We start from the raw sequence: 25669 nt of genomic DNA, 5'->3' as shown, positions 1-25669 counted from the left end.
CAATTGGCGACGCATCATGCGGCAGCACATCGCCCCCGTACTCGCCGCGCTGAGCTTGGTGTCCGCAGCGGCCCTGCCCGCAGCACACGCCGCCGAAGCCCCCGCCGCGCAACCCAAGGTGGAATTCGTCACCACCATGGGCAATTTCGTGGTGCAGCTCGACCCGGCCCGGGCGCCTAAAACCGTGACCAATTTTCTCGACTATGTGAAAAGCGGCTTCTACAAAGGCACCATTTTTCACCGCGTGATTCCCGGCTTCATGGTGCAAGGCGGTGGCTTCACCGCCGACATGCAGAAAAAACCCACCCGCGCGCCCATTCCGCTGGAGAGTCAGAACGGCCTGCGCAACCTCAAGGGCACCATCGCCATGGCGCGCACCTCCGACCCCAACTCGGCCACCTCGCAGTTCTTCGTCAACGTGGTCGACAACCCCAGCCTCGACTATCCCAAGCCCGACGGCTACGGCTACGCCGTGTTCGGCAAGGTCATTTCAGGCATGAACGTGATCGAAAAGATCGTGGCCGTGCCGACCAAGAACGAAGGCATGTTCCAGGACGTGCCCGTCAAGCCCATCGTCATCGAAGACGCCAAACTCCTCAACTAAAGCTGAAAACAGAAAGCCCATCATGGTCGAACTCCAAACCAACCACGGCAACATCCGCATCGAACTCGACACCGAGCACGCCCCCAAGTCGAGCGAAAACTTCCTGGCCTATGTGCGCTCGGGCCACTTCGACGGCACCGTTTTTCACCGCGTGATCGACGGCTTCATGATCCAGGGCGGCGGCTTCGAGCCCGGCATGAAGCAAAAGCCCACCCTCGCCCCGATTCAGAACGAAGCCAACAACGGCCTGAAAAACGACCGCTACACCCTCGCCATGGCCCGCACCTCCGATCCGCATTCGGCCACCGCGCAGTTTTTCATCAACGTCGCCGACAACGCCTTCCTCAACCACACCGCCCCCACGGCGCAAGGCTGGGGCTACGCCGTTTTCGGCAAAGTGGTCGAAGGACAAGACGTGGTGGACAAGATCAAGAGTGTGAAAACCGGCCGCAAGGGCTTTCACGACGACGTACCGCAAGAAGACGTGGTCATCCTCAAAGCCGTCGAAGTCTGACAGCGCGAAGTTTGACAACGGCATCACCGCAAGATCGGGGCGGCGGTTCGCGTGTCGGCTAACACCTCGTCCGCAGAGGACGCCGCACACGCCCCCCGCCCCGAGCCCGCCTTCCCCAGCCTGATTGCCCTGCCCGCCTGGCGGCGCATCGCCCTCGTCTCCGATCTTCATCTAGGTGCGCAGGCCCCCCGCACCGCCCAGACCTTCATCGCCTGGCTGGCCGACGCCGCCCGCGCTGCCGACGCCCTGTTCATCCTCGGCGACCTGTTCGAGGCCTGGATCGGCGACGATCTGCTCGACCCCGCCGCGCTGGCCGTCGCACCTGAAGACGCCGCCTGCGCCCAAGACATCGTGGGCGCGCTGCGCGCCTACACCGACTCGGGCTGCGCCCTGTTTGTGCAGCACGGCAACCGCGACTTTCTGCTCGGCCAGCGGTTCCAGCAAGCCACCGGCGCGCAAATCTTGCCCGACCCCGTCGTGCTCACGTTTCAGGCCGGGCGCACCCTCCTCACCCACGGCGACCAGCTCTGCACCGCCGACACCGCCTACCAACAATTTCGCGCCACCGTCCGCAACGCCGAGTGGCAGCGGCAAGTGCTGGCCCAGCCGCTCGCTGCCCGCGTGCAGCAGGCCCGCGCCATGCGCGCAGCCAGCAACGCCGCGCAAGCCCGCCCCGAAAACTGGGCCGACGCCGATCCCGCCGAGGCCCGCCGCTGGCTAGCCCGCGCCGCCTGCACCTGGATGATCCACGGCCACACCCACCGCCCGCGCAACCACTGGCAAGGCGGCCAACTACGGCAAGTCCTCTCCGACTGGGACTGCGACGCCGCCCACAGCGCGCAGCCCCGCACACAAGCCCTCTGGCTCTGCGCCCAGGGCCAAGGCCTCGAAGTCAGCATCCAACGCTGCGACTGAGGCCCTTTCACCCCCCTCCAGCGCTCAGGCTGGGGGTGTTGTTGCACAGATTGATACAAAAAATACCGTTCGTCGGCCGTAGGCGACCGTTCGTCGGAAAGTCTGCACACGAGTCGCTCGCCGCCCTCAAAATCGTGGCCATCATCTGGATACATTTGAATCGGCCTCTCACAAACATTGCCGAACGCCCCACTCGCCATGCACCCCCTCGTCCCACCTGATTTTCTGCGTCGTGCCCGAAGGTCTCCGCCTCGCGGCTTCACCTTGATCGAGCTCATCGTCACCGTCGCCATCGCCGCACTGCTGCTCGCCGTGGCCGTGCCGAGCTTCAACCGGCTGATGATCTCCAGCCGTCTCACCACGCAGGCCAACAACGCAGTCAACCTGCTTGCTTACGCGCGTGCCGAGGCCGTCAAACGTGGGGTGGACGTGCAAGTCAGTTCAGATGGCGCCGTCACTGCTCTACCCCTGGGTACGGCTTCCGCCCCCATCACCCAGGCCGTCGTCGTGCCCACTGGCATCACGGCCAGCTCGCTGGTCACTGCACTCATCGCCTCGCCAATGGGCCTGCTTCACGCCCCCGGCGCGACCACTGGCTTTTCGGGACTGGTTGGCGACATCAGCAGCTCGGCCATCTCCTCCGACAACCACCGCTGCATCTACCTCTACACCGGCACCACCGTGGCGAGCTGTACCGACTCTCAAACCTGCAAACAAAGTGCTCCCAATGCGACCTGCAAATAATCCTCTGCGCGCATCTCGGCTGGTCTGTCGCGCCACAAACCGCCAGACCGGCGTTGGCTTGCTCGAGATACTGGTCGCCGCGGCCATCCTGTCCATCGGCATTCTGGGCATCGTGGTCTTGCAGGTCAAAACCATTGCCGACAACAACAGCGCCCTCACCCGCACCCAGGCCAGCATTGCCGCCTATTCCATGTTCGACATCATGCGATCCGACCAGGCCAACGCCCTGAACGGCGCCTACGACGGAACGGTAACCGTAGGCAGTTGCCCCAACAAAACCGACACACTCGCCAACACGCAATTGCGCAATTGGTGCCAAGGGTTCGATGGAGCCAGCGCCCCCCCTGCCACTGAACTGGGCGGCCTGGCCGCCATGGGCAGCGGCACCGCCGGCACCATCGCCTGCAGCCCGACAGGCGCGGGCATTACTGCCAGCAATTGCAGCATCACCATCACCTTCAACGACAGCAAAGCCACAGGCGGGCAAGCCGCGCAAAGCCTCACCTACTGGACGCAGCTATGACGACGACTTCCCTCTCACCCCAAGCGCCCCGCCGCATTCGGCAGGTCGGCCTGACCCTGGTTGAACTGATGGTCGCCATGCTGCTGGGTCTGGTCGTGGTCGGCGCGGTGGTCAGCGTGCTGCTGTCCAGTCGCCAGAGCTACACCACCAACAACGCCCTGAGCCAGGTTCAAGACAACGCCCGCATCGCTTTCGAACTCATGGCCCGCGATATTCGCCAGGCCGGCAGCTCCCCGTGCGGCAACAGCAATGTCAGCGATGTGCTCGCTGGAACCGGTTGGTATCACTGGGTCAATGGGGCAGGTCTGTTCGGTGTGGATAACGCCACTGACCCTGCCACTCCCCTCGCCCCGCTCCCGACGGCTCCTGCGCCGACGGCTGGGCCCGCCATCGTCACCCGAGGCGTGGGCCAAGTCAGCGCCAATGTCATTACGCCGGGCACTACATGTGCTGCTGGCGCCCCCATGACCGCCGCACCGACCGATGTCGGCATCGGTGCAAACGACCTGGTGCTGGCGTGCGACGGCACACAGGCCTACATCTACCAAGCCGCAGCGTTCAACGCCGGCCTGCCCCTCACCGCCACAGGTACGGGCACCCCCGGCAACACCGGCGCCCTCAGCTGCGCCTCATTCAGCAGCTCCGCCTACGTCGCCCCCTACCAAGCCTTTGCCTGGTACCTTGGCGCGGCAGGAGCCGGGGCCCCCAAAGACACTTTGTCGCTCTATCGCGCCCATTACGCGGGCAACGCCCTGGTGTCAGATGAAATCATTCGCGGTGTGAAAAATATGCAAATTGCCTACCTCACCAATGGCACCAATTTCGTCAGTGCGGGCACTGTCGGCGCGGCATGGGACACCGTCACGAATGTGCGCCTGACCCTCACCTTGCAAACCCTGACCAACCCCAACAACGCGACGAACCCAGAACCCCTGGTTCGTACCTTCGACACCACCATCCGCGTGCGATAAAGCCATGAAGCACACCCGAAAATCCAGCCCCTCCCGCGTTACAAGCGCGCGAGCCGCAGCGCAGCGCAAGCAAAGCGGCGTCGCCCTCATCGTGGCCCTGATTCTGCTTGTGGTCATCACCGTTATCGGCCTGGCCGCCATCCGCACCTCAACCCTGCAGGAAAAGATGGCCGGTAACACCTTCGACCGCGCTCAGGCCTTCCAGGTGGCTGAAGCCACCCTGCAGCTTGCCTCCGCCACCATCCTGCCCCCGGCCGCCCCTCCCGACCCGACCACCTACCAAGCCAACACCTACACCAACTGCGCCAACAACGCCTGTCTGGACAACCCCGTCCACGACCCCAACGTCCCGGCAGCGGCATGGACACTGCCCCCCACCGCAACCAATGCCAGCGGCGGCACAGCAGACATCGTCTCCCTTTATGGCAACAACCCCAGCTTCATCATTCAGTACATGGGCGCCTGCACAGTGGGCGGCGGCGGAAACTTTCAGTTCACTAACGACGAAAACAACCAGGGCGGCGGTGGCTCACTCAAAACCGCCGGTCAGTGCTACCGCATCACCGCCCGCAGCAGCACACCAGGCAATGGCGCGCCGGCGGCAGACCGCGCCAGCGTCACCCTGCAAGCCATATACAGAACCTCCTGATCTCCCGCCCGATAGCACGAGCCCCTGACCAAATCATTTCCGGAGTCTGTCATGACCTCGATCCGCGCATCCCTATTCAAAACCACCGTCGTCGCCCTGTGCTCCCTTCTCGCAAGCACGCCCCTGGTGCAGGCCGCAGTCACCATCGACCAAAGCCCGCTCATTCTGCAGAAACCTATCCCACCCAATCTGGTGTTGATGCTGGACGATTCGGGGTCGATGGCATGGGATTACATGCCGGATTGGAATTATTTGACCAGCACAACCGGGGCCGGTCCTGTCACGAACTCAGTTAACGGGGTGTACTACAACCCATCGGTAACCTACATCCCACCCGCTAATGCAGACGGAACATCCTACCCCTCGTACGCAACTTTCCCATATGCACCAGTAAATGGTTTCTCGCCCGGCTCAACCTCCACATATAAAGACATCACCAATTATCAATCTCCCTACACGAGCTATAAGTATTACTACAGCCCAACTTCTTCTGAAAAAGGCGCTTCTAGCTGCCAAAGCAATACCTCGGCCAGCAGCAAGTACAGTGGCTATTGCTACTCAAGCAATGGAAGCCTGAACCCTGCGCCAGCGTTCTACGACAACAGCAATGACTACTACTATTACACTGCAATTTGTTCCTTGGGCGCGGGTCAGTGCATTACTGGAAATGTATTTCGTTACGGTGTGGGTACAACTACCTATTATGTCTCACCCAGTGGCTGTGGCTCACTTGCGAATTGCGTGAGCTCGACAAATTCGAGTGGCACTGCCGCGCCTACTGGCATCACTGCCGGCACGAACATCGCCAACTGGTTTTCCTACTACCACACTCGTATTTTAATGGCCCAAACTGGACTGATATTGGCCTTTTCCAGTCTTGACAAAAATTACCGATTTGGTTTTGCCTCAATCAACGGACAGAATACGGCTGATATACCATCGCCCCAATACTCATTTTCAACAAGCACGAATACATATAATAAATTGGCAGAAATCCAACCTTACGGTGATGGAAAAAGCTCGGATCAAAAAACAAATTTCTGGAAATGGATAACCAACATCAACCCTAGCGGAAGCACTCCTTTGCGCGGCGCCCTTAAGGCAGTGGGTGAGTACTACAAAACAGCTCAGCCGTGGGAGACGAGCGATACCGATTCTAGCAAATACACCTGCCGCCCCTCTTATGCAATTTTGACAACAGATGGTTTTTGGAACGGAAATAGCCCCAGCGTTGGAAATGTCGATGGGACCCAACAAGATAAAATCACCTCGCCATCCGATTATCAATATCAACCCATCGCACCTTACGCCGATGATCAAAGCAATACGCTAGCCGATGTCGCCATGAAATACTGGGTTACAGATCTGCGGTCAGATATTAATAATGAAGTACCCGCAACGCCGAGCGATCCCGCTTATTGGCAACACATGACCACCTTCACGATGGGGCTTGGCTTCACGCCCACTGGCATCACGCCAAGCACCCTTACCTACCCAGAGATTTTTGGCTGGGCGCGTACGGGCACACCGCCCTCAGGGGTGACAAGCATGTCCTGGCCGCAACCGGCAGCAAACAGCATCAACAATATTGCCGACCTACTGCATGCGGCGGTGAACGGCCACGGAGATTTTTTCTCGGCTAAGAATCCAACTGACTTTGTGAATGGCATCAAATCCGCCCTCGCGCAAATTCAAGACCGCAAAGGCGCTGGAAATGCAATCACTTTATCTGCCAGCAGCACCACTGCCTCAGCCGATTCGGTCTATCGCTTTATTGGCTCTTACTACACGGGCCAATGGACTGGCTCTATTACAGCAGAGACCTGGAACGACACAACCCAACTTTACACGCAGCAATGGACAGCGAATACCGTGTTTCCCGCTGCCGGAAACCGCAATATATGGACGGTCAACGGTGTTGCGGACACGATGAGTACGCAAAGTCCGGTTGAGTTCAAGCTCGGGACTGGCGATACACTTCCTGTCATAAGTTCCAATCAGCTTCAGGGGCTCGATTATTATGTTGGCGGAGTAAAACAGACTAAGACTCAAGCTTTGATGCTGAATTATCTCAGGGGCGACAATTCCGACACCAGCCTACGCCAGAGAAAGGCCGTTCTGGGAGACGTGGTTTCTTCCACACCGGTTTATGTTGCCACGCCCGACAAAACGCTTTTTGTCAATGCCACATTTCCCGGGGCATCCACCTATGGCGCTTTTGTGGCAGCGCAAACGAGTCGCACACCTCTGGTCTATGTCGCCGCGAACGACGGGATGCTCCACGCTTTCCGTGTAAAACAAGGATTGACCAGCGGAATTCTTGACCCACATAAACCCGCTGGGCAGGAGATCTTTGCTTATATGCCCGCTGGGGTGCTTTCACAGCCTGCCGACTCTGTTAATGGAATCACCAACCTGGCCAATCCACAGTATGGCGTGGTGGACGGAGTCACCGGTGCGCAGGCGGTGCCCCATCAGTATTACAACGATGGGCGCATCACCACACAGAATGTTTACATGAATGGCGCTTGGAAAACCATACTGATTGGAACCACGGGCCGTGGCCCTGCGAAATCCATCTACGCCATGGATATTACCAATCCAGCAAATTTTGAAAGCGCTGCCAACTCTGCCAAAAACATTTTGTGGGAACGCTCGGCAGGCGATACGGGCGCCTGCACCGGCACCATCACCAACAAGTGCAGTGATTATATTGGTCAAATGACAGGCGCCCCCGTTATTGGGCAAATCAAGGAAGGCACAAGCAATAAATGGGTGGTTTTCATAGGTAATGGTTATAACAGCACCATCAACAAACCTGCGCTCCTAGAGTTTGATTTAGCAACAGGCTCACTCAACGTAAGAGCGACCACTGGGGCATCGAATGATGGCCTTGCTGAACCCGGCCTTGCGCAACCTGATTCGAAGACAGGCATTTCAACTCAAGCCTACGCCGGCGACTTGAACGGCAACGTCTGGAAATTCGACCTCACCTCCAGTACGGGAACGAGCGCCAAAATCTTTCAAGCCAAAGACGCAGACGGCACACCGCAACCCATTACCTCCCTCATTTCTCTCGACTACGACGGCAGTGCAGACTCGTTGAGCACTTGGGCATATTTTGGAACTGGCCGCTACCTTTCTGATGCCGATGTCACTTCTTCGCAAGTGCAAACATGGTATGGATTAAGGGTTGCTACAGACTCTAAAAAGACCCCACTGCCTTCGGTTGTCACTTTCAGCAGCACCCGGTCAGACCTGGCGCAGCGCACCATTCTGAAGGAAGACAGTGCCACAAGTGGCAACTTGCTGCGCGCCACCAGTCCAGCCGCTACAAATGATATGAATGGCAAAGTAGGTTGGTATATGGATCTGGCAACACAAACGGGGGAGCGCATCATCAACCGCACCCAGTTTATTGGAGGCCTGGCTCTGGTCACGACCATGATTCCAAAAGTCAGCGATCCTTGCAACACAGTGCCTTCGGGCGCTGTGATGTTGGTCAACCCGTTTACCGGCGGTAATTTCACTAGCGATATTGGGCTTGGCGCAACATCAGTCACAATAAAGAACAAGACTACACCGGTAGCCTATAACGGCATGGTGTATTCAGTCGGGCCAGCCGCAGGCGTAACCGGAAGTTATGACAAGAATGGAAAAATTGGGCTGCAATTCAATAACCTGAGCGGATCACCCGTGAACCTCGGCCCAATCAGTGCGCCGGGCGGCGCGGCCGGACGGGTATCGTGGCGTGAATTGAGCAACTGAATGCCACCTAATTTTTGAGGATTTGAATCCCATGAAAACTCGAATAATTCAGACAGGCAATGTCAATACAAAAGCGAAGGGCTTCACCCTGATCGAATTGATGATCGTGGTGGCAGTCATTGCGATCATCGCGGCGATTGGTTACCCCTCTTATATCAACAGTATCGTCAAAACCAAACGTGCGGCAGCTGAGGGTTGCGTTTCGCAGTATGCAGGTTATATGGAACGGTTTTATACGCAAAATCTTCGCTACGATCAAGATACCAGCGCTGGGGCAAATCCTGTCGTTGGTAATGCACCCACTTTGACCCTCGATTGCGCAGGGCCGCAAAGCTCTGGCGCTGATTATGTATTTTCAGTTGCTGCCCCAACAGCGAGCACATACACCGTTACCGCCACCCCCAAGGGCGCCCAACTCAGCCGTGACACCGCATGTGGCGCGCTCAGCATCGATCAAGCGGGCGCCAAATCAGCTACCGGCACGATGGGGGCTGCCTGCTGGTGAGTTTTTTGCCCCCCCACAACGCGGGGGAGCTTGACTGAAGCAAAGCCTGCCCTTGTTTCATGGCATTACCCTACTGCGAGATTGCGTTTCGTGATGGAGTTTCGCCATGTCGCAGGTTCAACATTGGTTACAAGGGCCGTCGGCAGTTGATTTCTTTCGGCTGCGCGAAGGTGGCTTTACGCTGATAGAAGCGATGCTCGTGCTGCTTGTAGCCGCCGTCCTGATGGGCATCGCCGCGCCGAGTTTGCGCGGCTGGGTTTTGCAGCAACATCTGTCCACCTCCACCAATTCGCTGGTTTCGGCTTTTCATCTCGCCCGGCAAACTGCCATCCAATCGCATCAGGCGGTCAGCTTGTGTGCCGGTCACGAGGGCGCCTGTCACAGCAAGGCCGCCTGGGATTGGTCAAAGGGCTGGATTGTGTTTTACGACCGCAACCGCAATGGCGTTCTGGATGGTGAAGAAAAACCGCTCCAAACAGGGCATGGCTCGCATTCGAATCTCGTCGTTGCGGCCAATTCACCGCTGAGAAAACCCGTGATTTTCACCGCCCTCGGGTTTGCCGAACAACCGGGCGGCGCATTTGCGGCTGGGCGCCTGCGTCTCTGCGCGCCGCTGCCCATTTATAAAAATGCCCGGGATCTGGTGCTGTCAAAATCTGGTCGGATTCGTCTGGAGGAATCCGACTTTTCCGGCGCCTGCCCTGCCCCCTGAATCTGGACGCAGCGACAAATTGGCCGACCCCACGCTCCTGCCCTGGATCGCCGCTCTCGGTGTCGGTCTGCTCATCGGTATCGAGCGCGAGCGCAGACAGCCGCCTGAATCGCCTGCGGGTCTGCGCAGTTTTGTGCTGGCAGCGCTTGCGGGTGCGACTGCGGGCGTGCTGGGGCCGGTTGCGCTGGGGGTGGTGCTGGCGGCTTTTGCCTTACTGACGTTTGCGGGATATGCGCAAACGCGCCAAGCCGACCCGGGGCTGACGACGGAGTTCGCCCTTTTGCTCACGGTGTTGATTGGCGCGCTCGCCCAGCAGTCGCCCGGCTGGGCTGCGGGGCTGGGCGTGGTGGTCGCGGGCATTTTGGCGGCCAAGACGGCGCTGCATGGGTTCGTGCGCCATGTTTTGAGCACGCAGGAACTGGAATCCGGTCTGTTGCTGGCAGCGGCGGCGCTGGTCGTGCTGCCGCTGTTGCCCGATCAGCCCATCGCCTGGCTGGCGGGGCTGAACCTGCATACGCTGTGGCTGCTGGCGGTGCTGGTGATGGCGATTCAGTCGGTGGGGCATGTGGCGGTGCGGGCGTTTGGCAGTCAGCGCGGCCTGGCGCTTTCCGGGCTAGCCGGCGGGTTTGTCTCGAGCACGGCAACCATTGCCAGCATGGCGCAGCGCGCTCGGCTGCACGTCGCCCTGCAAGGCGATTGCCTGCGGGCGGCTTTGCTGTCGAATGTGGCCACCGTGGTGGAGTTGAGTGTGCTCGTAGCGCTGATCGAACCGGCTTTGCTCCCTGGTCTGCTGCCCGCCGTGGGGCTGTACGGGGCGGGCGCGCTGCTGGCGGTGGGGGCATCGTGGCGTCTGGCGCGGCGCGCGCTGGAGAGTTCGGCGCTGCCTGATGAAGCAGCGCGGCGTCCATTCCAGCCGCTGCAGGCGTTGTTGTTTGCGGCCCTTCTTGCGGGCGTGCTGCTGGCCGCCGAGGCCGCGCGCAGTGTGCTGGGCAGCGATGCGGCGCTGGCGGCAACCGGGCTGGCGGGATTTGCCGACGCGCACGCAGCGGCCGCTTCTGCCGCGCAAATGGCGGTCAACGGTGCTTTTTCGTCCTGGCAGGCCTTGTTGGCCATCGGCCTTGCCCTGGCGACCAACGCAGTGAGCAAAATCGTCGCCGGATTCGCCGGGGCGCAGTGGACTTTTGGCGTGGTCAATCTCGCCGCTCAATTCGGCCTGATCAGCTTGTTCTGGCTGGGGTTGTGGCTGGGAAATGCTCAGGCGTGAGGGGCGGCTAAAATCGGTTGGTTTGGCGCGTGAGCCGCGCGCAAGCTGCCCCACCCCGCACCGCTTCGACATCGTGGACATTTCCGAGAGACCGTCCCTCCATCCCGCATGAATACTGACGCCCCCCATCCGCCCGCCACCGACGACAGTCACCTCATCGCGGAGCGCCGCGCCAAACTCTCCGCGTTGCGCGAGGTCGGCCCGGCGTTCCCCAACGACTTCAAGCCTGCGCATCAGGCCATGAGTCTGCAGGCGCTACATGGGGGCGACGAGCCCGACGCGCTCGAAGCGGCTGACGTGCGGGTGCGGGTGGCGGGTCGCATGATGCTCAAGCGCGTGATGGGCAAGGCCAGTTTCGCCACTTTGCAGGACGGTACGGGGCGCATTCAGATCCACGTTTCCAACGACGTCACCGGCGAAGAGGCGCATGCCGCCTTCAAACACTACGACCTGGGCGACTGGATCGGTTGCGAGGGCGTGCTGTTCAAAACGCGCACTGGCGAGTTGACCATTCGGGCCGAGCAGGTGCGATTGCTGGTCAAGTCGCTGCGCCCCTTGCCCGACAAGTTTCACGGCCTCGAAGACGTGGAAACGCGCTACCGCCAGCGTTATGTCGATCTCATCGTCACACCGGAATCGCGCGAACGCTTCGCGCTGCGCAGCAAGGCCATCGCGGCGCTGCGCAACGAAATGCTGGCAGCGGGCTTCATGGAGGTTGAAACGCCCATGCTGCACCCCATTCCCGGAGGCGCTGCGGCCAAGCCGTTCACCACACATCACAACGCGCTCGATCAGCAGATGTATCTGCGCATCGCACCCGAGCTTTACCTCAAGCGCCTGCTGGTGGGCGGCTTCGAGCGGGTGTTCGAGATCAACCGCAATTTCCGCAATGAAGGTCTGAGCCCGCGGCACAACCCCGAATTCACCATGATGGAGTTCTACGCCGCCTGGTGGACCTACCGCGACCAGATGGATTTCACCGAGGCGCTCATTCGCAACACCGCGCAACTCACCTGCGGCACCGCGGTGCTCACCCACCAGGGGCGCACCCTCGACCTGAGCGCGCCGTTTGCGCGGCTCACCTTGACGCAGGCCATCCAGAAACACGCTCCCGACTACACCGACGCGCAATTGGCCGATGACGGCTTTTTGCGCGGCGAGTTGCGTCGGCTCGATGCCGATCACGCGCCGCACAAACTCAAGGGCATGGGGCTGGGCGCCTTGCAACTCGCGCTGTTTGAAGAAGTCGCCGAGCATCTGCTGTGGGAGCCGACCTTCATCGTCGATTACCCGGTGGAAGTGTCGCCCCTGGCCCGCGCCGCCGATGCCGATGCGAATACGACCGAGCGCTTCGAGCTGTTCATCACCGGCCGCGAAATCGCCAACGGTTTCTCCGAGCTGAACGACCCCGAAGACCAGGCCGCCCGCTTTCAGTCGCAGGTGCAGGCCAAGGAAGCCGGCGACGACGAAGCGATGTATTTCGACGCCGATTATGTACGGGCGCTGGAATACGGCATGCCGCCCGCCGGCGGCTGCGGCATCGGCATCGACCGGCTGGTCATGCTGCTCACCGACGCGCCCAGCATCCGCGACGTCATTCTCTTCCCCGCCCTGCGCTTCGAAGGCTGAACCTCATGCCCACCCTCATCTGCGGTTCGCTCGCGTTCGACACCATCACCACCTTCGACGGCCGGTTTGCCGAGCACATCCTGCCCGACAAAGTGCATATTCTGAACATCAGCTTTCTGGTGCCCACCATGCGGCGCGAGTTTGGCGGTTGCGCGGGCAATATCGCCTACAGCCTGGCGCTGCTGGGGGGCGAGCCGCTCATCCTCGGCGCCCTGGGCGCGGACGGCCAGAGCTATCTCGACCGGCTCGATGCGCTTCACATTGCTCGCACTTACGTCGGGCAACTGGCCGACAGTTTTACCGCGCAGGCGCACATCATCACCGACCGCGACAACAACCAGATCACCTCCTTCCACCCCGGCGCCATGGGCCGGGCGCACGAGCTACCCGTGCCGCTGGACGCCGGGGTCGATCTCGCCATCATCGCGCCAGACGGCCGCTCGGCCATGATCGACCATGCGGCGCAGCTTGCCGCAGCGGGCATTCCGTTCATCTTCGATCCGGGTCAGGGCATGCCGCTGTTCGACGGCGCCGATCTGCGCGATTTCATCGCCAAAGCCAGTTGGGTTGCGGTGAACGACTACGAGGCCGAGCTACTGGTGGAGCGCACCGGCTGGAGCCTCGACCACATCGCCTCCCAAGTGCGCGGGGTGATCGTCACCCGGGGCGAACACGGCTGCCGCATCTGGAGCGAGGGCGGCGGCGCGACCGATATTCCCGGCGTACCCGCCAGTCAGGTGCTCGACCCGACCGGTTGTGGCGACGCCTTCCGCGCCGGTTTGTTGTTCGGGCTGTCCAAAGGCTGGACGCTGGCCGACAGCACCCGCCTGGGCAATGTGCTCGGAGCGGAAAAAATCGCCGTGCACGGCCCGCAAAATCACCACATCACCCTGCAGGGCGCGCTCGAACGCCTGCAAACCGTCTATGGCAGCGCCCCGCAGCGGGTCTGACGGCCTGAACCCGGGCTTAACCCGCGCTCACAAGGCTTGCAAATTCATGCGGGCGGGATTGAAATGCACGTCGTGGAACGTATTTAGCCTGTGTTAGTCTGACCAGTAGCGTCCACTTCCAGGAACGGAGCTTTGCCATGAATGAACAACGCGATTACACCATCTACGCCCAACCCGGCGGCGCCGCGACTGTGCGCAACAAGGTGCTGCGGCAGACGTATTCGCTGCTGGCCCTTTCGCTCATCCCCACCGTGATCGGCGCGTGGGTCGGCATGGCCACGGGGCTGAATCTGGCCATGGCGCAAAGCCCCGGCATGACCATGATCGTCTTTCTGGTCGGCGCCTTCGGCCTGATGTTCGCCATCGAGCGCACCAAAAATTCCAGCGCCGGGGTGGGGCTGCTGCTGCTGTTCACCTTCTTCATGGGCGTCATGCTGTCGCAAATGCTCGGCTTCGTGCTGGGCATGAGCAACGGGCCGCAGCTCATCATGCTGGCCTTCGGCGGTACGGCAGTGATTTTCGGCGCCATGGCCACGCTGGCGAATGTGGTCAAGCGTGATTTGTCCGGCCTGTCGAAAATGCTGTTCGTCGGCGTGATCCTGCTCATCCTCGCGGGCATCGCCAATATCTGGCTGCAACTGCCTGCGCTGATGCTGACCTTCTCGGTCGTGGCCATTGTGATTTTCTCGGCCTTCATGCTGATCGACGTGCAGCGGGTGATCAACGGCGGTGAAACCAACTACATCACCGCCACGCTGGCGATCTACCTCGACATCTACAACGTGTTCGTCAACCTGCTGTCCATCCTGAGCTTTTTCAGTGGCGGCGGGCGCCGGTAAGCGCAAAGCAGCCCCATGAAAAACGCCCGCAACTGCGGGCGTTTTTCATGGGCAACGAAGAGCTCAATCGCGCTCGAACACCGCCATCGATTCCACATGGGCCGTGTGAGGAAACATATTCATCACCCCTGCGGCACGCAAGGTGTAACCCGCCTGATGCACCAGCAAGCCGGCATCACGCGCCAAGGTTGCCGGATTGCAGGACACATAAACGATGCGGCGCGGCGGTTTGAATGGCGCGATCGGGGGGACGACCGGGGGGGCGACCGGCTTGGGCATCGCGCTTGCCTCCCCTGCGGCCCGCGTCTCCTCCACGCCCGGCATTCCCAGCGGCCCGTTCACCGCCTCGGCCAGCGCCTTGCACAGTGCCAGCGCGCCATCGCGCGGCGGGTCTACCAACCACAGGTCGGCCTCGCCGTAGGCCCTCAGATCGTCCGCGTTCATCTCGAACAGATTGCGGGCGGAGAACACGACCCTGTCCTGCAGATCGTTGTGCAAAGCGTTGTCCAGCGCCCGCGCCACCAGCGTAGCGCTGCCCTCCACGCCCAGCACCTGCCGCGCCTGAGTGGCGATGGGCAGGGTGAAATTGCCCAGACCGCAAAACCAGTCGATCACCCGGTCGGTACGCCGGGCGTCCAGCAGGCGCAAGGCCCGCGCCACCATCACGCGGTTGATCTGCGGATTCACCTGGGTGAAATCGGTCGGGCGAAACGGCATGACAACGCCGAACTCGGGCAAGGCATAGCTCAGGGGTTCGACGTCGGGGTCTAGCGGCGCCACCGAATCGGGCCCTTTGGGCTGAAGCCACCACTGCACGCCGTGCTGTTGTTCAAAGTCGCGCAGGCGTTGCCGATCGGCGTCGGTCAAGGGTTCGAGGTGGCGCAACACCAGAACGGTCACCCGATCGCCCATCGCCAGTTCGATCTGCGGCGCGCGCTCAGGTCGGGACAGACCCGCGATCAACTCGCGCAAGGGCAGCAACAGATCGGACACTGCCCTCGGCAAAACTGCGCAGCTGCGCATATCCGCGACGTAGCTGGAGCCTTTTTCGTGAAAACCGACCAACACCCCGCCCTTTTTCACCACCAGGCGAACGGTCAGCCGCGCGCGGGTGCGATAGCCCCAGTTGGGTCCGGCGATGGGCCGCAGAAGGAGTTGCGGCTTCAGGCGGCTCAAATGCCAAAAGTCATCTTCGAGAATGCGCTGCTTGAACGCCAACTGCGCGGCCGGATCGACATGCTGCATGCTGCAGCCGCCGCAAACGCCAAAATGGGGGCATCGCGGCGTCACCCGGCTGCTCGCCGTGCTGGCCCAGGCCACGGCCTCGCCAGACTCCCAGTTGCGCTTGCTGCGGTGGATGCGCGCCTGCACCCGTTCTCCGGGCAAGGCATTGGCGACGAACACCACTTTGCCGTTTTCGCTGCGCCCGACACCACGGGCTTCAAGATCCAGGCTGTCGATCTGCAGCCATTCCAATCGTTGTTCCATCCGGCTATTGGAACAGATGGACGCGGCGCGAAACCCCGCTTCAGGTGTTTGCGGGCGCGGACGGCTCCGGCCAGGCGGCAAGATATTCCTGCCAGTGCGATTCCTGCGCCGCGAGGGTGCCCAGGGTGTGTCGCACCAGGTCGATTTCGTCGGCGTATTCGCTCGCGGACAAGGCCCCGCGCATGAGCTGGTAGCGGCAATACAGCAGATAGGTGTTCATGACATCGGTCTCGCAATAGCGGCGGATGTCGTCGGTCTGCCCGGCAAGCCAGGCATCAAAAACCTTGCTGCCGTCCATGCCCAGCTTGCCGGGAAAGCCGCACAGCTTGGCCAGCACGTCCATCGGTGCGTTGGCGCGTGGCTGGTAGAGCGCCAGCAGGTCCATCAGGTCGAGATGCCGGGTGTGGTAGCGGGAGATGTAGTTATTCCACTTCATCTCGCGGTCATCTTCGCCCATATCCCAGTATTTCGGCGCCATCACCCCATGCACCAGACCACGGTAGTGCAACACGGGCAGGTCAAAACCGCCCCCGTTCCAGGAAACGAGCTGAGGCGCGTGCTTTTCGATGACGCGGAAAAAGCTCTGCACCACCTGCCCTTCCTGCCCACCTTGATCGACGAAGGAGTGGACCTTCAGCCCTTCGTGATTACGAAACGTGCACGAGATGACCAGCACGCGCTGACAATGGACCGGGAGAAAATCGCTCCCGGTCTTTTCCAGACGGCGGGCCTGCGCCTGAAGCACGGCGGCCGCGTCGTCGAGCTCGGGGTCGGACAGACCCGCGGCGCGCAACGCGGCGGGGTCGGGAATGGTTTCAATATCAAAGGTGACGATGGGCGTGCGAATCATGGCGGGAAGCAAACATCAACAAGGCAGAACCAGCCAACCTTAAAGCAGCGAACCTCGGTCGACCCCATTGCGCGCCAGTCGTCCCTTGAGCTTGAGCAAGGACTCTTGCTGGATCTGGCGCACGCGCTCACGCGTGAGGCCGAGGCGTTGCGCCAGCGACTCCAGCGTTTCCAGCTCGCGTCCGTGCAGCCCAAAACGGGCTTCAATCACTTCGCGCTCACGCTCGGCCAACGCCCCCACCCAAGAATCGACCAGGGCCTCGACTTCGCGGGTCTGCGTCTGCTCTTCCATGCTGAGCGCGTTCTGGTCGGCGAACTGATCGGCGTAACTCTCGCCGCTCTGGGTTTCGCGCAGGGCATCCAGGGAAGTCGGCTGCTCGGCCAGGGCGAGCAAGTCCGTCACCTCTTCCGTACTGCGCCCCAGGAGCGCGGCCACGTCTTCGTCCGAGGTCTGGCCGCGATAGTCGGCCGCCTGCTCCAGATGCTTGCGCGCCCGCAGCACCTGGTTGAGTTCGCGAATGACATGCACCGGCAGGCGGATGGTGCGCACCTGCTGCATCAGCGCGCGTTCGATGCTTTGGCGGATCCACCAGCTTGCATAGGTGGAGAAACGAAACCCGCGTTCGGGTTCGAATTTCTCGATGGCGTGAATCAGGCCGAGGTTGCCCTCTTCGATCAAGTCGCCCAGTGCCGCGCCACGGCCGACATAGGCTTTGGCGATGCTCACAACCAGTCGCAGGTTGTGCTCCACCATCGCCTGACGCGCCTCGAAATCGCCCGCCTTGGCGCGGGTCGCCGTCTCAAATTCCTGCTCGGGCGTGAAAAGCGGTTTGGCGCGGATGTGGTTGAGATAGGCCTGCAAGGCACTGACGCCCGATTCATCGTCGATGGCCCCAATGGACGCCGGTGGACAGGGCAAGCCTATCGGCGCGGGAGCAGGCTGCGCACCCGCCGCGGCAGGGCTCTTCTGCGCGATCGTTTCCCAGGCTTCTGCGCCGTTCTGTGGGGCAGACTTGGCAAGAGTACTGCTCGCCACTGGGGCCGGCGCCCCTTGTTCAGAGGTCGGGTCGGAGACCGGTTTGAGGCGGCGCGGCATGCGAGCGGTCAGGGCTGTTTGGGCAAGAGCCCGATGGGATCGATGGACTTGCCGCGCAGTCTGATCTCGAAGTGAAGTTCAACTCGTGGGGCGTCGGTCGAACCCATCTCGGCGATCTTCTGTCCGCGCTTCACGGTTTCGTTTTCCTTCACCAGCATGACGTTGTTGTGGGCATACACGCTGATGTAATCGTCGTTGTGTTTGACGATGATGAGTTTGCCGAAGCCGCGCAATTCCGAGCCCGCATACACCACCCGGCCCGCTGCCGCGGCATACACCGGGTCGCCCAGATTGCCTGCGATATCGATGCCTTTGCTCGTCGTGCCATTGAAGCCCTGAATGATCTTGCCGCTGGCCGGCCATGACCAGATGATGCCGTCGTGCGTGGCTGTGGTCAGATTGCTGGCCATGACCGCAGGCCCCGTGGGCGGCGGGCTGGCGGGGGTGACAGGTGCTGGCGGCGCTGCAGCGGCCACCGAGGGCTTCACGGGAGTTGGAGCGGGCGGCGCGGCCGTGACCGGGGTCACAGGCGCCAGCGGCGTGACGGCAAAGCTCTGCGCAGTGCTCCCGGCTGGCAGCGACGGGGCAGAAGTAGCGGGCGCGGTTGCCCCGGCGACTTGCGACGCACCTTGTGGCGGAGCAACGCGCAGCACTTGGCCGACCTCGATCACGTTCGGGTCGCCCAGGTTGTTCCATTGCGCCAGGGTCTGCCAGGTCGTCCCGTATTGCAGGGCGATGCGACGCAAGGTGTCACCGGGCTGCACGGTGTAATACCCCGGCTGCCCCGCAAGAGAGGACGAAGCGGCGGTCGCGATACCCGCAGGCGCCGCAGCCACCGTGGCGGGCGGCGCGTAGACCGGGGGCACTTTCTGGAAGGTCTTGGACTCGACCGGCACGGGAGCCAGCGCCACCGAGGTACAGGCGCCCAGCATGGCAGCGGCAGAAAGAGTAAGGGCGAGCAGGGAAATCCGCATGGTGGGCAATGTCAATGAGCAGCGTCGATTCAGGTCAAACCAGATTTTAAGGGGACGAATTTGGCGCCTTCGAGTGGCTGCACGTCGAATGTGGTGGCAGAGCGCTTGCGGTACAGCAAGAGTTGCTGCGGATCGCCAATGGGCGCAATGAGCACCCCACCCACCACCAACTGATCGAGCCAGACCTGCGGCAAAGTCAGCGCCGCAGCCCCCGACAAAATCGCGTCGAACGGGGCGCCCTGCGGACACCCCAGCATACCGTCGCCCAGAATCAAACGCAGGTTCGGCACCCTCAGGGCACGCAGATTGTTGCGTGCCAGATCGTGCAGCGCGCGTATGCGCTCGACGCTATAGACGTCTGCTGCCACCCTGGCCGTCACGGCCGCGGCGTAGCCACAGCCGGTGCCAATGTCGAGCACCTTGCCCAGATTGGCGCGAGGCGCCAGAGCCTTGAGCGCCGCATCCAGGCCGCGAGCCACGACCGAGGGCTTGGAGATGGTTTGTTCAAAACCGATGGGCAGTGCGTTGTCGAGATAGGCTTGGGCGGCCAACCCAGGATCGACGAAATGATGACGCGGCACATCCTGCAAGGCCTGCAGCACCCGCTCGTCAAAGCTGCCCGACTGCCGCAATTTGTCGACCATGCCGCGACGCACCGCGTCCGAGTCAAGCCCGGCCTGACGCGGCAGACAGCGCGAGGGGCCTTGCGACGCTCCGAGCGTTTGCGGCTCACGTGGAACGGGCAACGCAACGGTTCGCGCGCCCCCCAACTGCCCTCTCGGCGGGGGGGGCGTTGTGGGCGTCTTGCTGAGCGCGGCATCAACCGCTTGGCGCGCAGGCCAGTGCACAAAGCGCTGAGGCGACTTGCTGCCCGCACTCACGCACTGCCTCGCTTTTCAAAGCGGGCAGCGCAGGTCTGGATCTGAGCATGGTGCGTCAAATCCAGTTGCAGCGGCGTGAGAGAGGCGCACCCTTGAGCGATGGCATCGAAGTCGGTGCCCGCCTGCTGGTCCAGCGCCGCACCGGCTCCGCCGATCCAGTAAATCGTGTCGCCATAAGGGTTTTTCTGCACCACCACGGGCTGACTCGGATGCCGCTTGCCCAGACGGGTCACGCGTACGCCGCCGAGCTCATTCAGAGGGCGGTTAGGAACGTTCAGGTTGAGCAATTGCGCTTGCTGCGGCAGGTCTTCGATCAGCTTGGCCACTACCTCAACCGCCACAGCGACGGCTGTGTCCAGATACCCCCAGCCCTTCTCGACAAGCGAGATGGCCAAGGCGGGAATTCCGAACAAATAGCCCTCGGTCGCAGCGGCCACTGTGCCCGAATAAATCGTGTCGTCGCCGAGATTGGCCCCGTTGTTCACCCCGCTCACCACCAGATCCGGGCGGAAATCGAGCAAGCCCGTCAGCGCGATGTGCACACAGTCTGACGGAGTGCCGTTCACATACCGAAAGCCATTGCTGGCGGTATAGACCGACAGAGGCCGATTCAGCGTGAGCGCGTTCGACGCAGCACTCGCGTTTTGTTCGGGCGCAATAACCGTCACATCCCAGTGCGCCCGCAACCCATCAAAGAGCGCGGCTAAGCCGGGGGCCAGATACCCATCATCGTTGGCTAGAAGAATTCGCATGGCCGCATCTTATCGGGTCATTGCGACCAGAATATGCCGTCCTGAAAACGACAGGGTTTCGACTCAAGTCGTCATTGCTGGTTGGTGCCCGGAGCGGGGATCGAACCCGCACGCCCCTTTTCAGGAAAGCGGCGGATTTTAAGTCCGCTGCGTCTACCAATTTCGCCATCCGGGCAAGCAGCAGCACGCGCTGCCTAGACGGCTTTGCAAGCGAAAACAACGCACTGCAACCCGCGCTTTGACTTGTTTTCGTAGTTTTTTTTGCGCGGCGTTTGGAGCATTCCCGGGACCGCGCGCACAAAACCGAACAGTGGTGCTTGGATTCAATTCTACTGAGTCCGCCCTGTGCAATGAGCCGGTCTGGAGGTCAGGGCAAATTCGCAGACGACCGCCATCCCTTCAAGTTGGCCGCCGTTTTCGTTTCCAGTCCGGCCCGCACCCTTCAAGATCCTCAAGTTCGTGCCGTTACCCCTTTAAACTGTGGATTTTTCACGCCACCACGATGCCGCGAGCAGCGTGAAGGATTTACAAAACATCCCGGCCGCACGCATTATGGGCGGCCTATTCTCTGCAGCATCATGTCCGCCACTTCGATCGCCGCATCCGCTTCGCCGCCTTCCAAGACCTTGCCAGGTCTGGCGCACGCCTTGGTGCAGGCCGAACTGTTGCCGCGCACCCTGGTCGAACAGATCCACCAGCGTGGGCAGGAAACGCGTACAAGCTTCATTGCCACGCTGATCGGCAGTGGGTCGATGAATGCGCCCGATCTGGCGCACTGGGTCAGCAGAACATTTTCATTGCCGCTGCTGGACCTCGATGCCTATGACCCGACCCGCCTGGCGACGGGCGCCATCGACTCGAAGATCATTCAGAGCTACAAGGTTTTGCCTCTGCTCAAGCGCGGCAACCGTCTGGTGGTCGCGACGGCCGACCCAGCCGATCACGAGGCGGAAGACAAGATCAAGTTTCAATCGCAGGCTCAGATCGAGCTGGTCGTCGTCGAATACGACAAGCTGACGCGCATCATCGATCAGGCCAGTCAATCTGCCAGTTCGCAGATCTCCGCCCTGGTTGGCGAAGATTTCGATCTGGGCGATCTCAGCGACGGCAGCGAAGCACCCGACACCAAGGAGCAGACTGCCGAAGTCGATGATGCGCCGGTGGTCAGGTTCCTGCAAAAAATGCTGATCGACGCGATCAATATGCGCGCTTCCGACCTGCATTTCGAGCCCTTCGAGCATTTTTATCGCATCCGCTTTCGCGTGGACGGCGAGCTGCGTGAAATCGCGCAACCCCCGGCCTCGATCAAAGAAAAGCTCGCTTCGCGCATCAAGGTCATTTCCAAGCTGGACATCGCCGAGCGCCGCGTGCCGCAGGACGGGCGCATGAAGCTGCGCATCAGCCCGGAAAAATCGATCGATTTTCGGGTAAGCACCCTGCCCACGCTGTACGGCGAAAAAATTGTGATGCGGATTCTGGACTCTTCCTCGGCCAAGCTTGGCATCGACGCGCTGGGCTACGAGCCGGAAGAACGGGAAAAGCTGCTTCGCGCGATTCATCGCCCCTACGGCATGATTCTGGTGACAGGCCCTACCGGCAGCGGCAAAACCGTGTCGCTCTATTCCTGCCTGAACATCCTGAACCAGCCGGGAGTCAATATCTCGACTGCCGAAGATCCGGCTGAAATCAATTTGCCCGGCATCAACCAGGTCAACGTCAACGAAAAAGCCGGGCTGAATTTCGCCAATGCGCTGCGCGCCTTCCTGCGCCAGGATCCCGACATCATCATGGTGGGCGAGATCCGCGATCTGGAAACCGCCGACATTTCGATCAAGGCCGCGCAAACCGGCCACATGGTGCTCTCTACGGTGCACACCAATGACGCCCCCACCACGCTGACGCGCCTGATGAATATGGGCGTGCCCGCGTTCAACATTGCGTCCAGCGTGATTCTCATCACGGCGCAGCGTCTGGCGCGCAAGCTTTGCACCCAGTGCAAGACCCCGGTCGACCTGCCCGCACAAACGCTGCTGGAGGCCGGATTTCGCGAAGAAGACCTGGACGGCAGCTGGAAGCCTTACAAGGCAGGAAAGTGCAACGCCTGCGGCGGCTCGGGCTACAAGGGCCGTGTCGGCATCTATCAGGTCATGCCCATTACTGAAGAAATACAACGCATCATCCTTAACCACGGCACAGCCATGGACATCGCCCAGCAAGCACGCAAGGAAGGCGTGCGTTCTCTGCGGGAGTCCGGGCTGATCAAGGTGAAACTGGGGGTCACGTCCCTGGAAGAAATCATCGCCGTGTCCAACGAGTAAACGGGGGAAGCACCATGGCTACAGCGGCAGCGCGAACGGCGAAGGAAGCGCTATTCGAGTGGGAAGGGAAAGACCGGCAAGGCAAGCTGCAGCGCGGTGAGTTGCGCGCGGGCAGCGAGGCCATCGTCTCCGCGTCACTGCGGCGCCAGGGCATTCTGGTCACCAAGGTGAAGAAGCGCCGCCTGACCAGCGGCAAGGCGATCAAGGCCAAGGACATTTCCACGTTCACCCGCCAGATGTCGACCATGATCAAGGCCGGTGTGCCGCTGCTGCAATCGTTCGATATCGTGGGTCGCGGCCACCCCAACCCCAACATGGCCCGGCTGATCATGGACATCCGTGGCGATGTGGAAACCGGCACCAGTTTGTCCAACGCCTTTCGCAAACATCCCAAATACTTCGACGCGCTGTATTGCAACCTGGTCGAAGCGGGCGAAACGGCCGGTATGCTCGAACTGGTGCTCGACCGCCTGGCCACGTATCAGGAAAAGTCGCTGGCCATCCGCAGCAAGATCAAGAGCGCGCTCACCTACCCGATTGCGGTGATGGTCGTGGCCTTCGTGGTGGTGTCCATCATCATGCTGTTCGTCGTGCCGGTGTTCACGGATGTGTTCTCGCAGTTCGGCGCCAGCCTGCCCGCCCCCACGCTGATGGTGGTGGCCATGTCCAATTTCTTCGTGCACTACTGGTACATCCTGTTTGGCACCATTTTCCTGGGCGGCTACTTCTTTCTGCAGTCGTGGAAAAAGTCCATCAAAATGCAGGAGACCATGGACCGGCTGCTGCTGCGCGTGCCGGTGTTCGGCAAACTGGTGCGTCTGGGCGCGCTGGCCCGCTGGACGCGCACGCTGGCCACAATGTTCGGCGCCGGAGTGCCGCTGGTCGAAGCGCTCGATGCGGTGGGCGGTGCTGCGGGCAATATCGTTTATCTGCGCGCCACGGAAAAAATCCAGCAGGACGTTTCTACCGGCACCAGCCTGACGACGTCGATGCAGACGCAGGGGGTGTTTCCGCCGCTGGTCATTCAGCTCACCTCTATTGGTGAAGAGTCGGGCTCGCTCGATTCGATGCTGAGCAAGGCGGCCGACATCTATGAGGCCGAGGTGGACGAGTTGGTGAAAAACCTCTCGGCCCTGCTGGAGCCGATCATCATCGTGTTCCTTGGCGTGATCATCGGCGGGCTGGTGGTGGCGATGTACCTGCCGATTTTCAACCTCGGCAAGGTGGTCGGTTGATGCCCGATTTCGGCGCGCTGCCGCTGACGTTCTGGATCGTGGCCGCCGGGCTGTTCGGTCTGGCGGTGGGCAGCTTTCTGAATGTGGTCATCTACCGTCTGCCGGTGATGATGGAGCGACAGTGGCAGGCCGATGCCCACGCCACGCTTCATCCGCACGCTCAAACCCAGGCTGCCGAGCGCTTCGATCTCATCGCACCGCGTTCGCGCTGTCCGTCCTGCGGTCATCAGATCCTGTGGTGGGAGAACATTCCGGTGCTCAGCTATCTGTTCCTCCGCGGGCGTTGCTCGAGTTGTCACACGACGATTTCGCCGCGCTATCCGCTGGTCGAACTGATCACGGCACTGCTGACTGCGGCGGTGGTCTTGCGCTGGGGCGCGAGCGGGGACAGCCTGGCCTACATCGTCCTGCTCTGGGCGCTGATCACCCTGGCCTTGATCGATTTCGACACCACGCTGCTGCCCGACAGCATCACCCTGCCTCTGTTGTGGCTCGGGTTGCTGTGGCACACCTGGCTGCACCCGGAGCAGCTTTCCAGCGCGGTGTGGGGTGCGGCTGTCGGCTACCTCGCGCTCTGGACGGTCTACCAAGGTTTCAAGCTGTTGACCGGCAAGGAGGGCATGGGCTTTGGCGACTTCAAGCTGCTGGCTGCACTCGGCGCCTGGTTTGGCGTTGCCGCGCTGCTGCCCATCATTTTGCTGTCCAGCATTTGCGGCGCGGTGATCGGCATCGCCTTGCAGTTGCTCAAACTGACGGAGCGCGGCCGCCCGATTCCTTTCGGGCCCTTTCTCGCCGCCGCCGGCATTTTGTTGCTGCTGATCGGGCCGAACACCCTGGTGGCCCTGCTGCTTCCCGCCTCCGGGGCATGAACCGGGCGCCCCGCCTGCGCATTGGCCTGACGGGCGGTATCGGCTCGGGGAAATCGGCAGCGGCCGATCGGCTTGCCGCCCTCGGCGCCGCCATAGTCGACGCTGACGTGCTGGCCCACCAGCTCACCGCCGCCGGGGGCGCGGCCATGCCAGCGCTTATCGAGGCCTTCGGCGAACAAATCTGCGATGCCAGCGGCGCGCTCGACCGCGCCGCCATGCGCCAACGGGTGTTTGGCGACCCACAAGCTCGCGCGCGGCTCGAATCCATCCTGCACCCTCGCATCGGCGCGGCCATGCGCGAGGCCGCCTTTCAACGGAAAGGCGCTTATGTCGTTTTCGTCGTGCCCCTGCTGGTTGAAAATCTGGCGCGCTGGCGGCCGCAGATCGACCGCCTTTGCGTGGTCGATTGCCCCGTCGAGATGCAGGTCGCGCGGGTGCAAGCGCGCTCGGGGCTGGATGTTGCCACCATCAACGCCATTCTTGCGGCACAGGCCACGCGGGCGCAGCGTCTGGCGGTGGCTGACGATGTGATCGACAACAGCGGCGATCTGCAGAGCCTGAGCGATCAGGTCGACTTGCTGCATGCGCAGTATTTGCAACTTGTGCACAAAAATTGAGTT

24 protein-coding genes and 1 tRNA gene are annotated in these 25669 nt (G+C 61.5%); 18 read left to right on the top strand and 7 right to left on the bottom strand.

The annotated features are described in order from the left end of the window. The first annotated feature begins 16 nt into the window (after positions 1 to 16). The 14 genes from BIO17B3_RS11715 (at position 17) to BIO17B3_RS11650 (ending at position 14587) form a co-directional block, all read left to right on the top strand. Entirely contained in the window at positions 17 to 604 is a 588-nt protein-coding gene (locus BIO17B3_RS11715; protein ID WP_156054197.1) for a peptidylprolyl isomerase, read from the top strand. A gap of 22 nt (positions 605 to 626) precedes the next feature. Then, on the top strand, positions 627 to 1118 hold the full coding sequence (locus BIO17B3_RS11710; RefSeq protein ID WP_013104570.1) for a peptidylprolyl isomerase: 492 nt from the start codon (positions 627 to 629) through the stop codon (positions 1116 to 1118). Between the two features lie 51 nt (positions 1119 to 1169). Then, complete coding sequence (locus BIO17B3_RS11705; protein ID WP_156054196.1) at positions 1170 to 2033, top strand: UDP-2,3-diacylglucosamine diphosphatase; 864 nt, start codon at positions 1170 to 1172, stop codon at positions 2031 to 2033. A gap of 198 nt (positions 2034 to 2231) precedes the next feature. Next, entirely contained in the window at positions 2232 to 2777 is a 546-nt protein-coding gene (locus BIO17B3_RS11700; RefSeq protein ID WP_156054195.1) for a Tfp pilus assembly protein FimT/FimU, read from the top strand. Continuing rightward, the gene (gene pilV / locus BIO17B3_RS11695) at positions 2761 to 3300 is read left to right on the top strand and encodes a type IV pilus modification protein PilV (protein WP_255421400.1); all 540 of its coding nucleotides are present in this window, start codon (positions 2761 to 2763) and stop codon (positions 3298 to 3300) included. The genes BIO17B3_RS11700 and pilV overlap by 17 nt, the downstream gene beginning before the upstream one ends. Then, positions 3297 to 4271, top strand: coding sequence for a PilW family protein (locus BIO17B3_RS11690; RefSeq protein WP_156054194.1), 975 nt, complete (start codon positions 3297 to 3299; stop codon positions 4269 to 4271). Before pilV ends, BIO17B3_RS11690 begins: the two co-directional genes overlap by 4 nt. Before the next feature lie 4 nt (positions 4272 to 4275). Beyond that, complete coding sequence (locus tag BIO17B3_RS11685; protein WP_156054193.1) at positions 4276 to 4920, top strand: PilX N-terminal domain-containing pilus assembly protein; 645 nt, start codon at positions 4276 to 4278, stop codon at positions 4918 to 4920. 51 nt (positions 4921 to 4971) lie between these two features. Next, positions 4972 to 8688: a pilus assembly protein gene (locus BIO17B3_RS11680; RefSeq protein ID WP_156054192.1), complete on the top strand. Its 3717-nt coding sequence runs from the start codon at positions 4972 to 4974 to the stop codon at positions 8686 to 8688. Between the two features lie 31 nt (positions 8689 to 8719). Further along, positions 8720 to 9193 carry a type IV pilin protein gene (locus tag BIO17B3_RS11675; protein WP_156054191.1) on the top strand — a complete coding sequence of 158 codons (474 nt, stop codon included), beginning with the start codon at positions 8720 to 8722 and terminating at the stop codon, positions 9191 to 9193. 106 nt (positions 9194 to 9299) lie between these two features. Then, positions 9300 to 9905 carry a GspH/FimT family pseudopilin gene (locus BIO17B3_RS11670; RefSeq protein ID WP_156054190.1) on the top strand — a complete coding sequence of 202 codons (606 nt, stop codon included), beginning with the start codon at positions 9300 to 9302 and terminating at the stop codon, positions 9903 to 9905. Between the two features lie 19 nt (positions 9906 to 9924). Continuing rightward, a complete protein-coding gene (locus tag BIO17B3_RS11665) occupies positions 9925 to 11169 on the top strand; it encodes a DUF4010 domain-containing protein (protein ID WP_156054189.1) in 1245 nt (414 codons plus the stop codon). 108 nt (positions 11170 to 11277) lie between these two features. Continuing rightward, entirely contained in the window at positions 11278 to 12798 is a 1521-nt protein-coding gene (gene lysS / locus BIO17B3_RS11660; RefSeq protein ID WP_156054188.1) for a lysine--tRNA ligase, read from the top strand. Between the two features lie 5 nt (positions 12799 to 12803). Then, positions 12804 to 13748, top strand: a complete 945-nt coding sequence (locus tag BIO17B3_RS11655; RefSeq protein ID WP_156054187.1) for a carbohydrate kinase family protein — start codon at positions 12804 to 12806, stop codon at positions 13746 to 13748. Positions 13749 to 13885: 137 nt separating this feature from the next. Beyond that, complete coding sequence (locus BIO17B3_RS11650; protein WP_013104558.1) at positions 13886 to 14587, top strand: Bax inhibitor-1/YccA family protein; 702 nt, start codon at positions 13886 to 13888, stop codon at positions 14585 to 14587. 63 nt (positions 14588 to 14650) lie between these two features. Here the strand turns inward: BIO17B3_RS11650 and rlmD are convergent, their stop codons facing one another. The 7 genes from rlmD to BIO17B3_RS11615 all read right to left on the bottom strand — a co-directional run bounded on the left by rlmD (position 14651) and on the right by BIO17B3_RS11615 (position 20802). Then, positions 14651 to 16075 carry a 23S rRNA (uracil(1939)-C(5))-methyltransferase RlmD gene (rlmD, locus tag BIO17B3_RS11645; protein WP_156054186.1) on the bottom strand — a complete coding sequence of 475 codons (1425 nt, stop codon included), beginning with the start codon at positions 16073 to 16075 and terminating at the stop codon, positions 14651 to 14653. A gap of 40 nt (positions 16076 to 16115) precedes the next feature. After that, positions 16116 to 16925 (bottom strand): 3'-5' exonuclease, encoded by an 810-nt coding sequence (locus tag BIO17B3_RS11640; RefSeq protein ID WP_156054185.1) that lies wholly within the window; start codon positions 16923 to 16925, stop codon positions 16116 to 16118. Positions 16926 to 16964: 39 nt separating this feature from the next. Beyond that, positions 16965 to 18020 carry an RNA polymerase sigma factor RpoS gene (gene rpoS / locus BIO17B3_RS11635; RefSeq protein WP_156054184.1) on the bottom strand — a complete coding sequence of 352 codons (1056 nt, stop codon included), beginning with the start codon at positions 18018 to 18020 and terminating at the stop codon, positions 16965 to 16967. An 8-nt stretch (positions 18021 to 18028) separates the two neighbouring features. After that, complete coding sequence (locus tag BIO17B3_RS11630) at positions 18029 to 18994, bottom strand: peptidoglycan DD-metalloendopeptidase family protein (RefSeq protein WP_156054183.1); 966 nt, start codon at positions 18992 to 18994, stop codon at positions 18029 to 18031. Between the two features lie 29 nt (positions 18995 to 19023). Then, the gene (locus BIO17B3_RS11625) at positions 19024 to 19740 is read right to left on the bottom strand and encodes a protein-L-isoaspartate(D-aspartate) O-methyltransferase (RefSeq protein ID WP_232054272.1); all 717 of its coding nucleotides are present in this window, start codon (positions 19738 to 19740) and stop codon (positions 19024 to 19026) included. A gap of 131 nt (positions 19741 to 19871) precedes the next feature. Then, positions 19872 to 20627 carry a 5'/3'-nucleotidase SurE gene (gene surE, locus BIO17B3_RS11620; protein WP_156054181.1) on the bottom strand — a complete coding sequence of 252 codons (756 nt, stop codon included), beginning with the start codon at positions 20625 to 20627 and terminating at the stop codon, positions 19872 to 19874. 82 nt (positions 20628 to 20709) lie between these two features. Next, positions 20710 to 20802 (bottom strand) — tRNA-Leu (locus BIO17B3_RS11615). Positions 20803 to 21205: 403 nt separating this feature from the next. On the opposite strand from BIO17B3_RS11615, the gene pilB reads away from it, so the two are divergent. From pilB to coaE, 4 genes are read left to right on the top strand one after another with little or no spacing between them, the layout of a single operon-like run. Next, positions 21206 to 22945: a type IV-A pilus assembly ATPase PilB gene (gene pilB / locus BIO17B3_RS11610; RefSeq protein ID WP_156054180.1), complete on the top strand. Its 1740-nt coding sequence runs from the start codon at positions 21206 to 21208 to the stop codon at positions 22943 to 22945. A gap of 14 nt (positions 22946 to 22959) precedes the next feature. Beyond that, complete coding sequence (locus BIO17B3_RS11605; protein WP_013122156.1) at positions 22960 to 24180, top strand: type II secretion system F family protein; 1221 nt, start codon at positions 22960 to 22962, stop codon at positions 24178 to 24180. Beyond that, a complete protein-coding gene (locus tag BIO17B3_RS11600; protein WP_172979029.1) occupies positions 24180 to 25049 on the top strand; it encodes an A24 family peptidase in 870 nt (289 codons plus the stop codon). Before BIO17B3_RS11605 ends, BIO17B3_RS11600 begins: the two co-directional genes overlap by 1 nt. Further along, complete coding sequence (coaE, locus tag BIO17B3_RS11595) at positions 25046 to 25666, top strand: dephospho-CoA kinase (protein ID WP_013104548.1); 621 nt, start codon at positions 25046 to 25048, stop codon at positions 25664 to 25666. The genes BIO17B3_RS11600 and coaE overlap by 4 nt, the downstream gene beginning before the upstream one ends. Positions 25667 to 25669 lie beyond the last annotated feature (3 nt).

The organism is Thiomonas sp. OC7 (assembly GCF_900634595.1).
Classification (GTDB): domain Bacteria; phylum Pseudomonadota; class Gammaproteobacteria; order Burkholderiales; family Burkholderiaceae_C; genus Thiomonas; species Thiomonas arsenitoxydans.
The sequence above is the reverse complement of the archived record's forward strand: the minus strand, read 5'-3'. Positions and strand labels throughout refer to the sequence as shown.

What these genes read in the sequence shown, in the direction of transcription:
- pilB (WP_156054180.1), top strand. Translation starts at nt 21,206, where the DNA reads ATGTCCGCCACTTCGATCGCCGCATCCGCTTCGCCGCCTTCCAAGACC.
- BIO17B3_RS11600 (WP_172979029.1), top strand. Translation starts at nt 24,180, where the DNA reads ATGCCCGATTTCGGCGCGCTGCCGCTGACGTTCTGGATCGTGGCCGCC.
- BIO17B3_RS11680 (WP_156054192.1), top strand. Translation starts at nt 4,972, where the DNA reads ATGACCTCGATCCGCGCATCCCTATTCAAAACCACCGTCGTCGCCCTG.
- BIO17B3_RS11640 (WP_156054185.1), bottom strand. Translation starts at nt 16,925, where the DNA reads ATGATTCGCACGCCCATCGTCACCTTTGATATTGAAACCATTCCCGAC.
- BIO17B3_RS11690 (WP_156054194.1), top strand. Translation starts at nt 3,297, where the DNA reads ATGACGACGACTTCCCTCTCACCCCAAGCGCCCCGCCGCATTCGGCAG.
- rpoS (WP_156054184.1), bottom strand. Translation starts at nt 18,020, where the DNA reads ATGCCGCGCCGCCTCAAACCGGTCTCCGACCCGACCTCTGAACAAGGG.
- BIO17B3_RS11630 (WP_156054183.1), bottom strand. Translation starts at nt 18,994, where the DNA reads ATGCGGATTTCCCTGCTCGCCCTTACTCTTTCTGCCGCTGCCATGCTG.
- BIO17B3_RS11715 (WP_156054197.1), top strand. Translation starts at nt 17, where the DNA reads ATGCGGCAGCACATCGCCCCCGTACTCGCCGCGCTGAGCTTGGTGTCC.
- BIO17B3_RS11710 (WP_013104570.1), top strand. Translation starts at nt 627, where the DNA reads ATGGTCGAACTCCAAACCAACCACGGCAACATCCGCATCGAACTCGAC.
- pilV (WP_255421400.1), top strand. Translation starts at nt 2,761, where the DNA reads ATGCGACCTGCAAATAATCCTCTGCGCGCATCTCGGCTGGTCTGTCGC.
- surE (WP_156054181.1), bottom strand. Translation starts at nt 20,627, where the DNA reads ATGCGAATTCTTCTAGCCAACGATGATGGGTATCTGGCCCCCGGCTTA.
- lysS (WP_156054188.1), top strand. Translation starts at nt 11,278, where the DNA reads ATGAATACTGACGCCCCCCATCCGCCCGCCACCGACGACAGTCACCTC.
- rlmD (WP_156054186.1), bottom strand. Translation starts at nt 16,075, where the DNA reads ATGGAACAACGATTGGAATGGCTGCAGATCGACAGCCTGGATCTTGAA.
- BIO17B3_RS11650 (WP_013104558.1), top strand. Translation starts at nt 13,886, where the DNA reads ATGAATGAACAACGCGATTACACCATCTACGCCCAACCCGGCGGCGCC.
- BIO17B3_RS11655 (WP_156054187.1), top strand. Translation starts at nt 12,804, where the DNA reads ATGCCCACCCTCATCTGCGGTTCGCTCGCGTTCGACACCATCACCACC.
- coaE (WP_013104548.1), top strand. Translation starts at nt 25,046, where the DNA reads ATGAACCGGGCGCCCCGCCTGCGCATTGGCCTGACGGGCGGTATCGGC.
- BIO17B3_RS11605 (WP_013122156.1), top strand. Translation starts at nt 22,960, where the DNA reads ATGGCTACAGCGGCAGCGCGAACGGCGAAGGAAGCGCTATTCGAGTGG.
- BIO17B3_RS11670 (WP_156054190.1), top strand. Translation starts at nt 9,300, where the DNA reads ATGTCGCAGGTTCAACATTGGTTACAAGGGCCGTCGGCAGTTGATTTC.
- BIO17B3_RS11700 (WP_156054195.1), top strand. Translation starts at nt 2,232, where the DNA reads ATGCACCCCCTCGTCCCACCTGATTTTCTGCGTCGTGCCCGAAGGTCT.
- BIO17B3_RS11685 (WP_156054193.1), top strand. Translation starts at nt 4,276, where the DNA reads ATGAAGCACACCCGAAAATCCAGCCCCTCCCGCGTTACAAGCGCGCGA.
- BIO17B3_RS11675 (WP_156054191.1), top strand. Translation starts at nt 8,720, where the DNA reads ATGAAAACTCGAATAATTCAGACAGGCAATGTCAATACAAAAGCGAAG.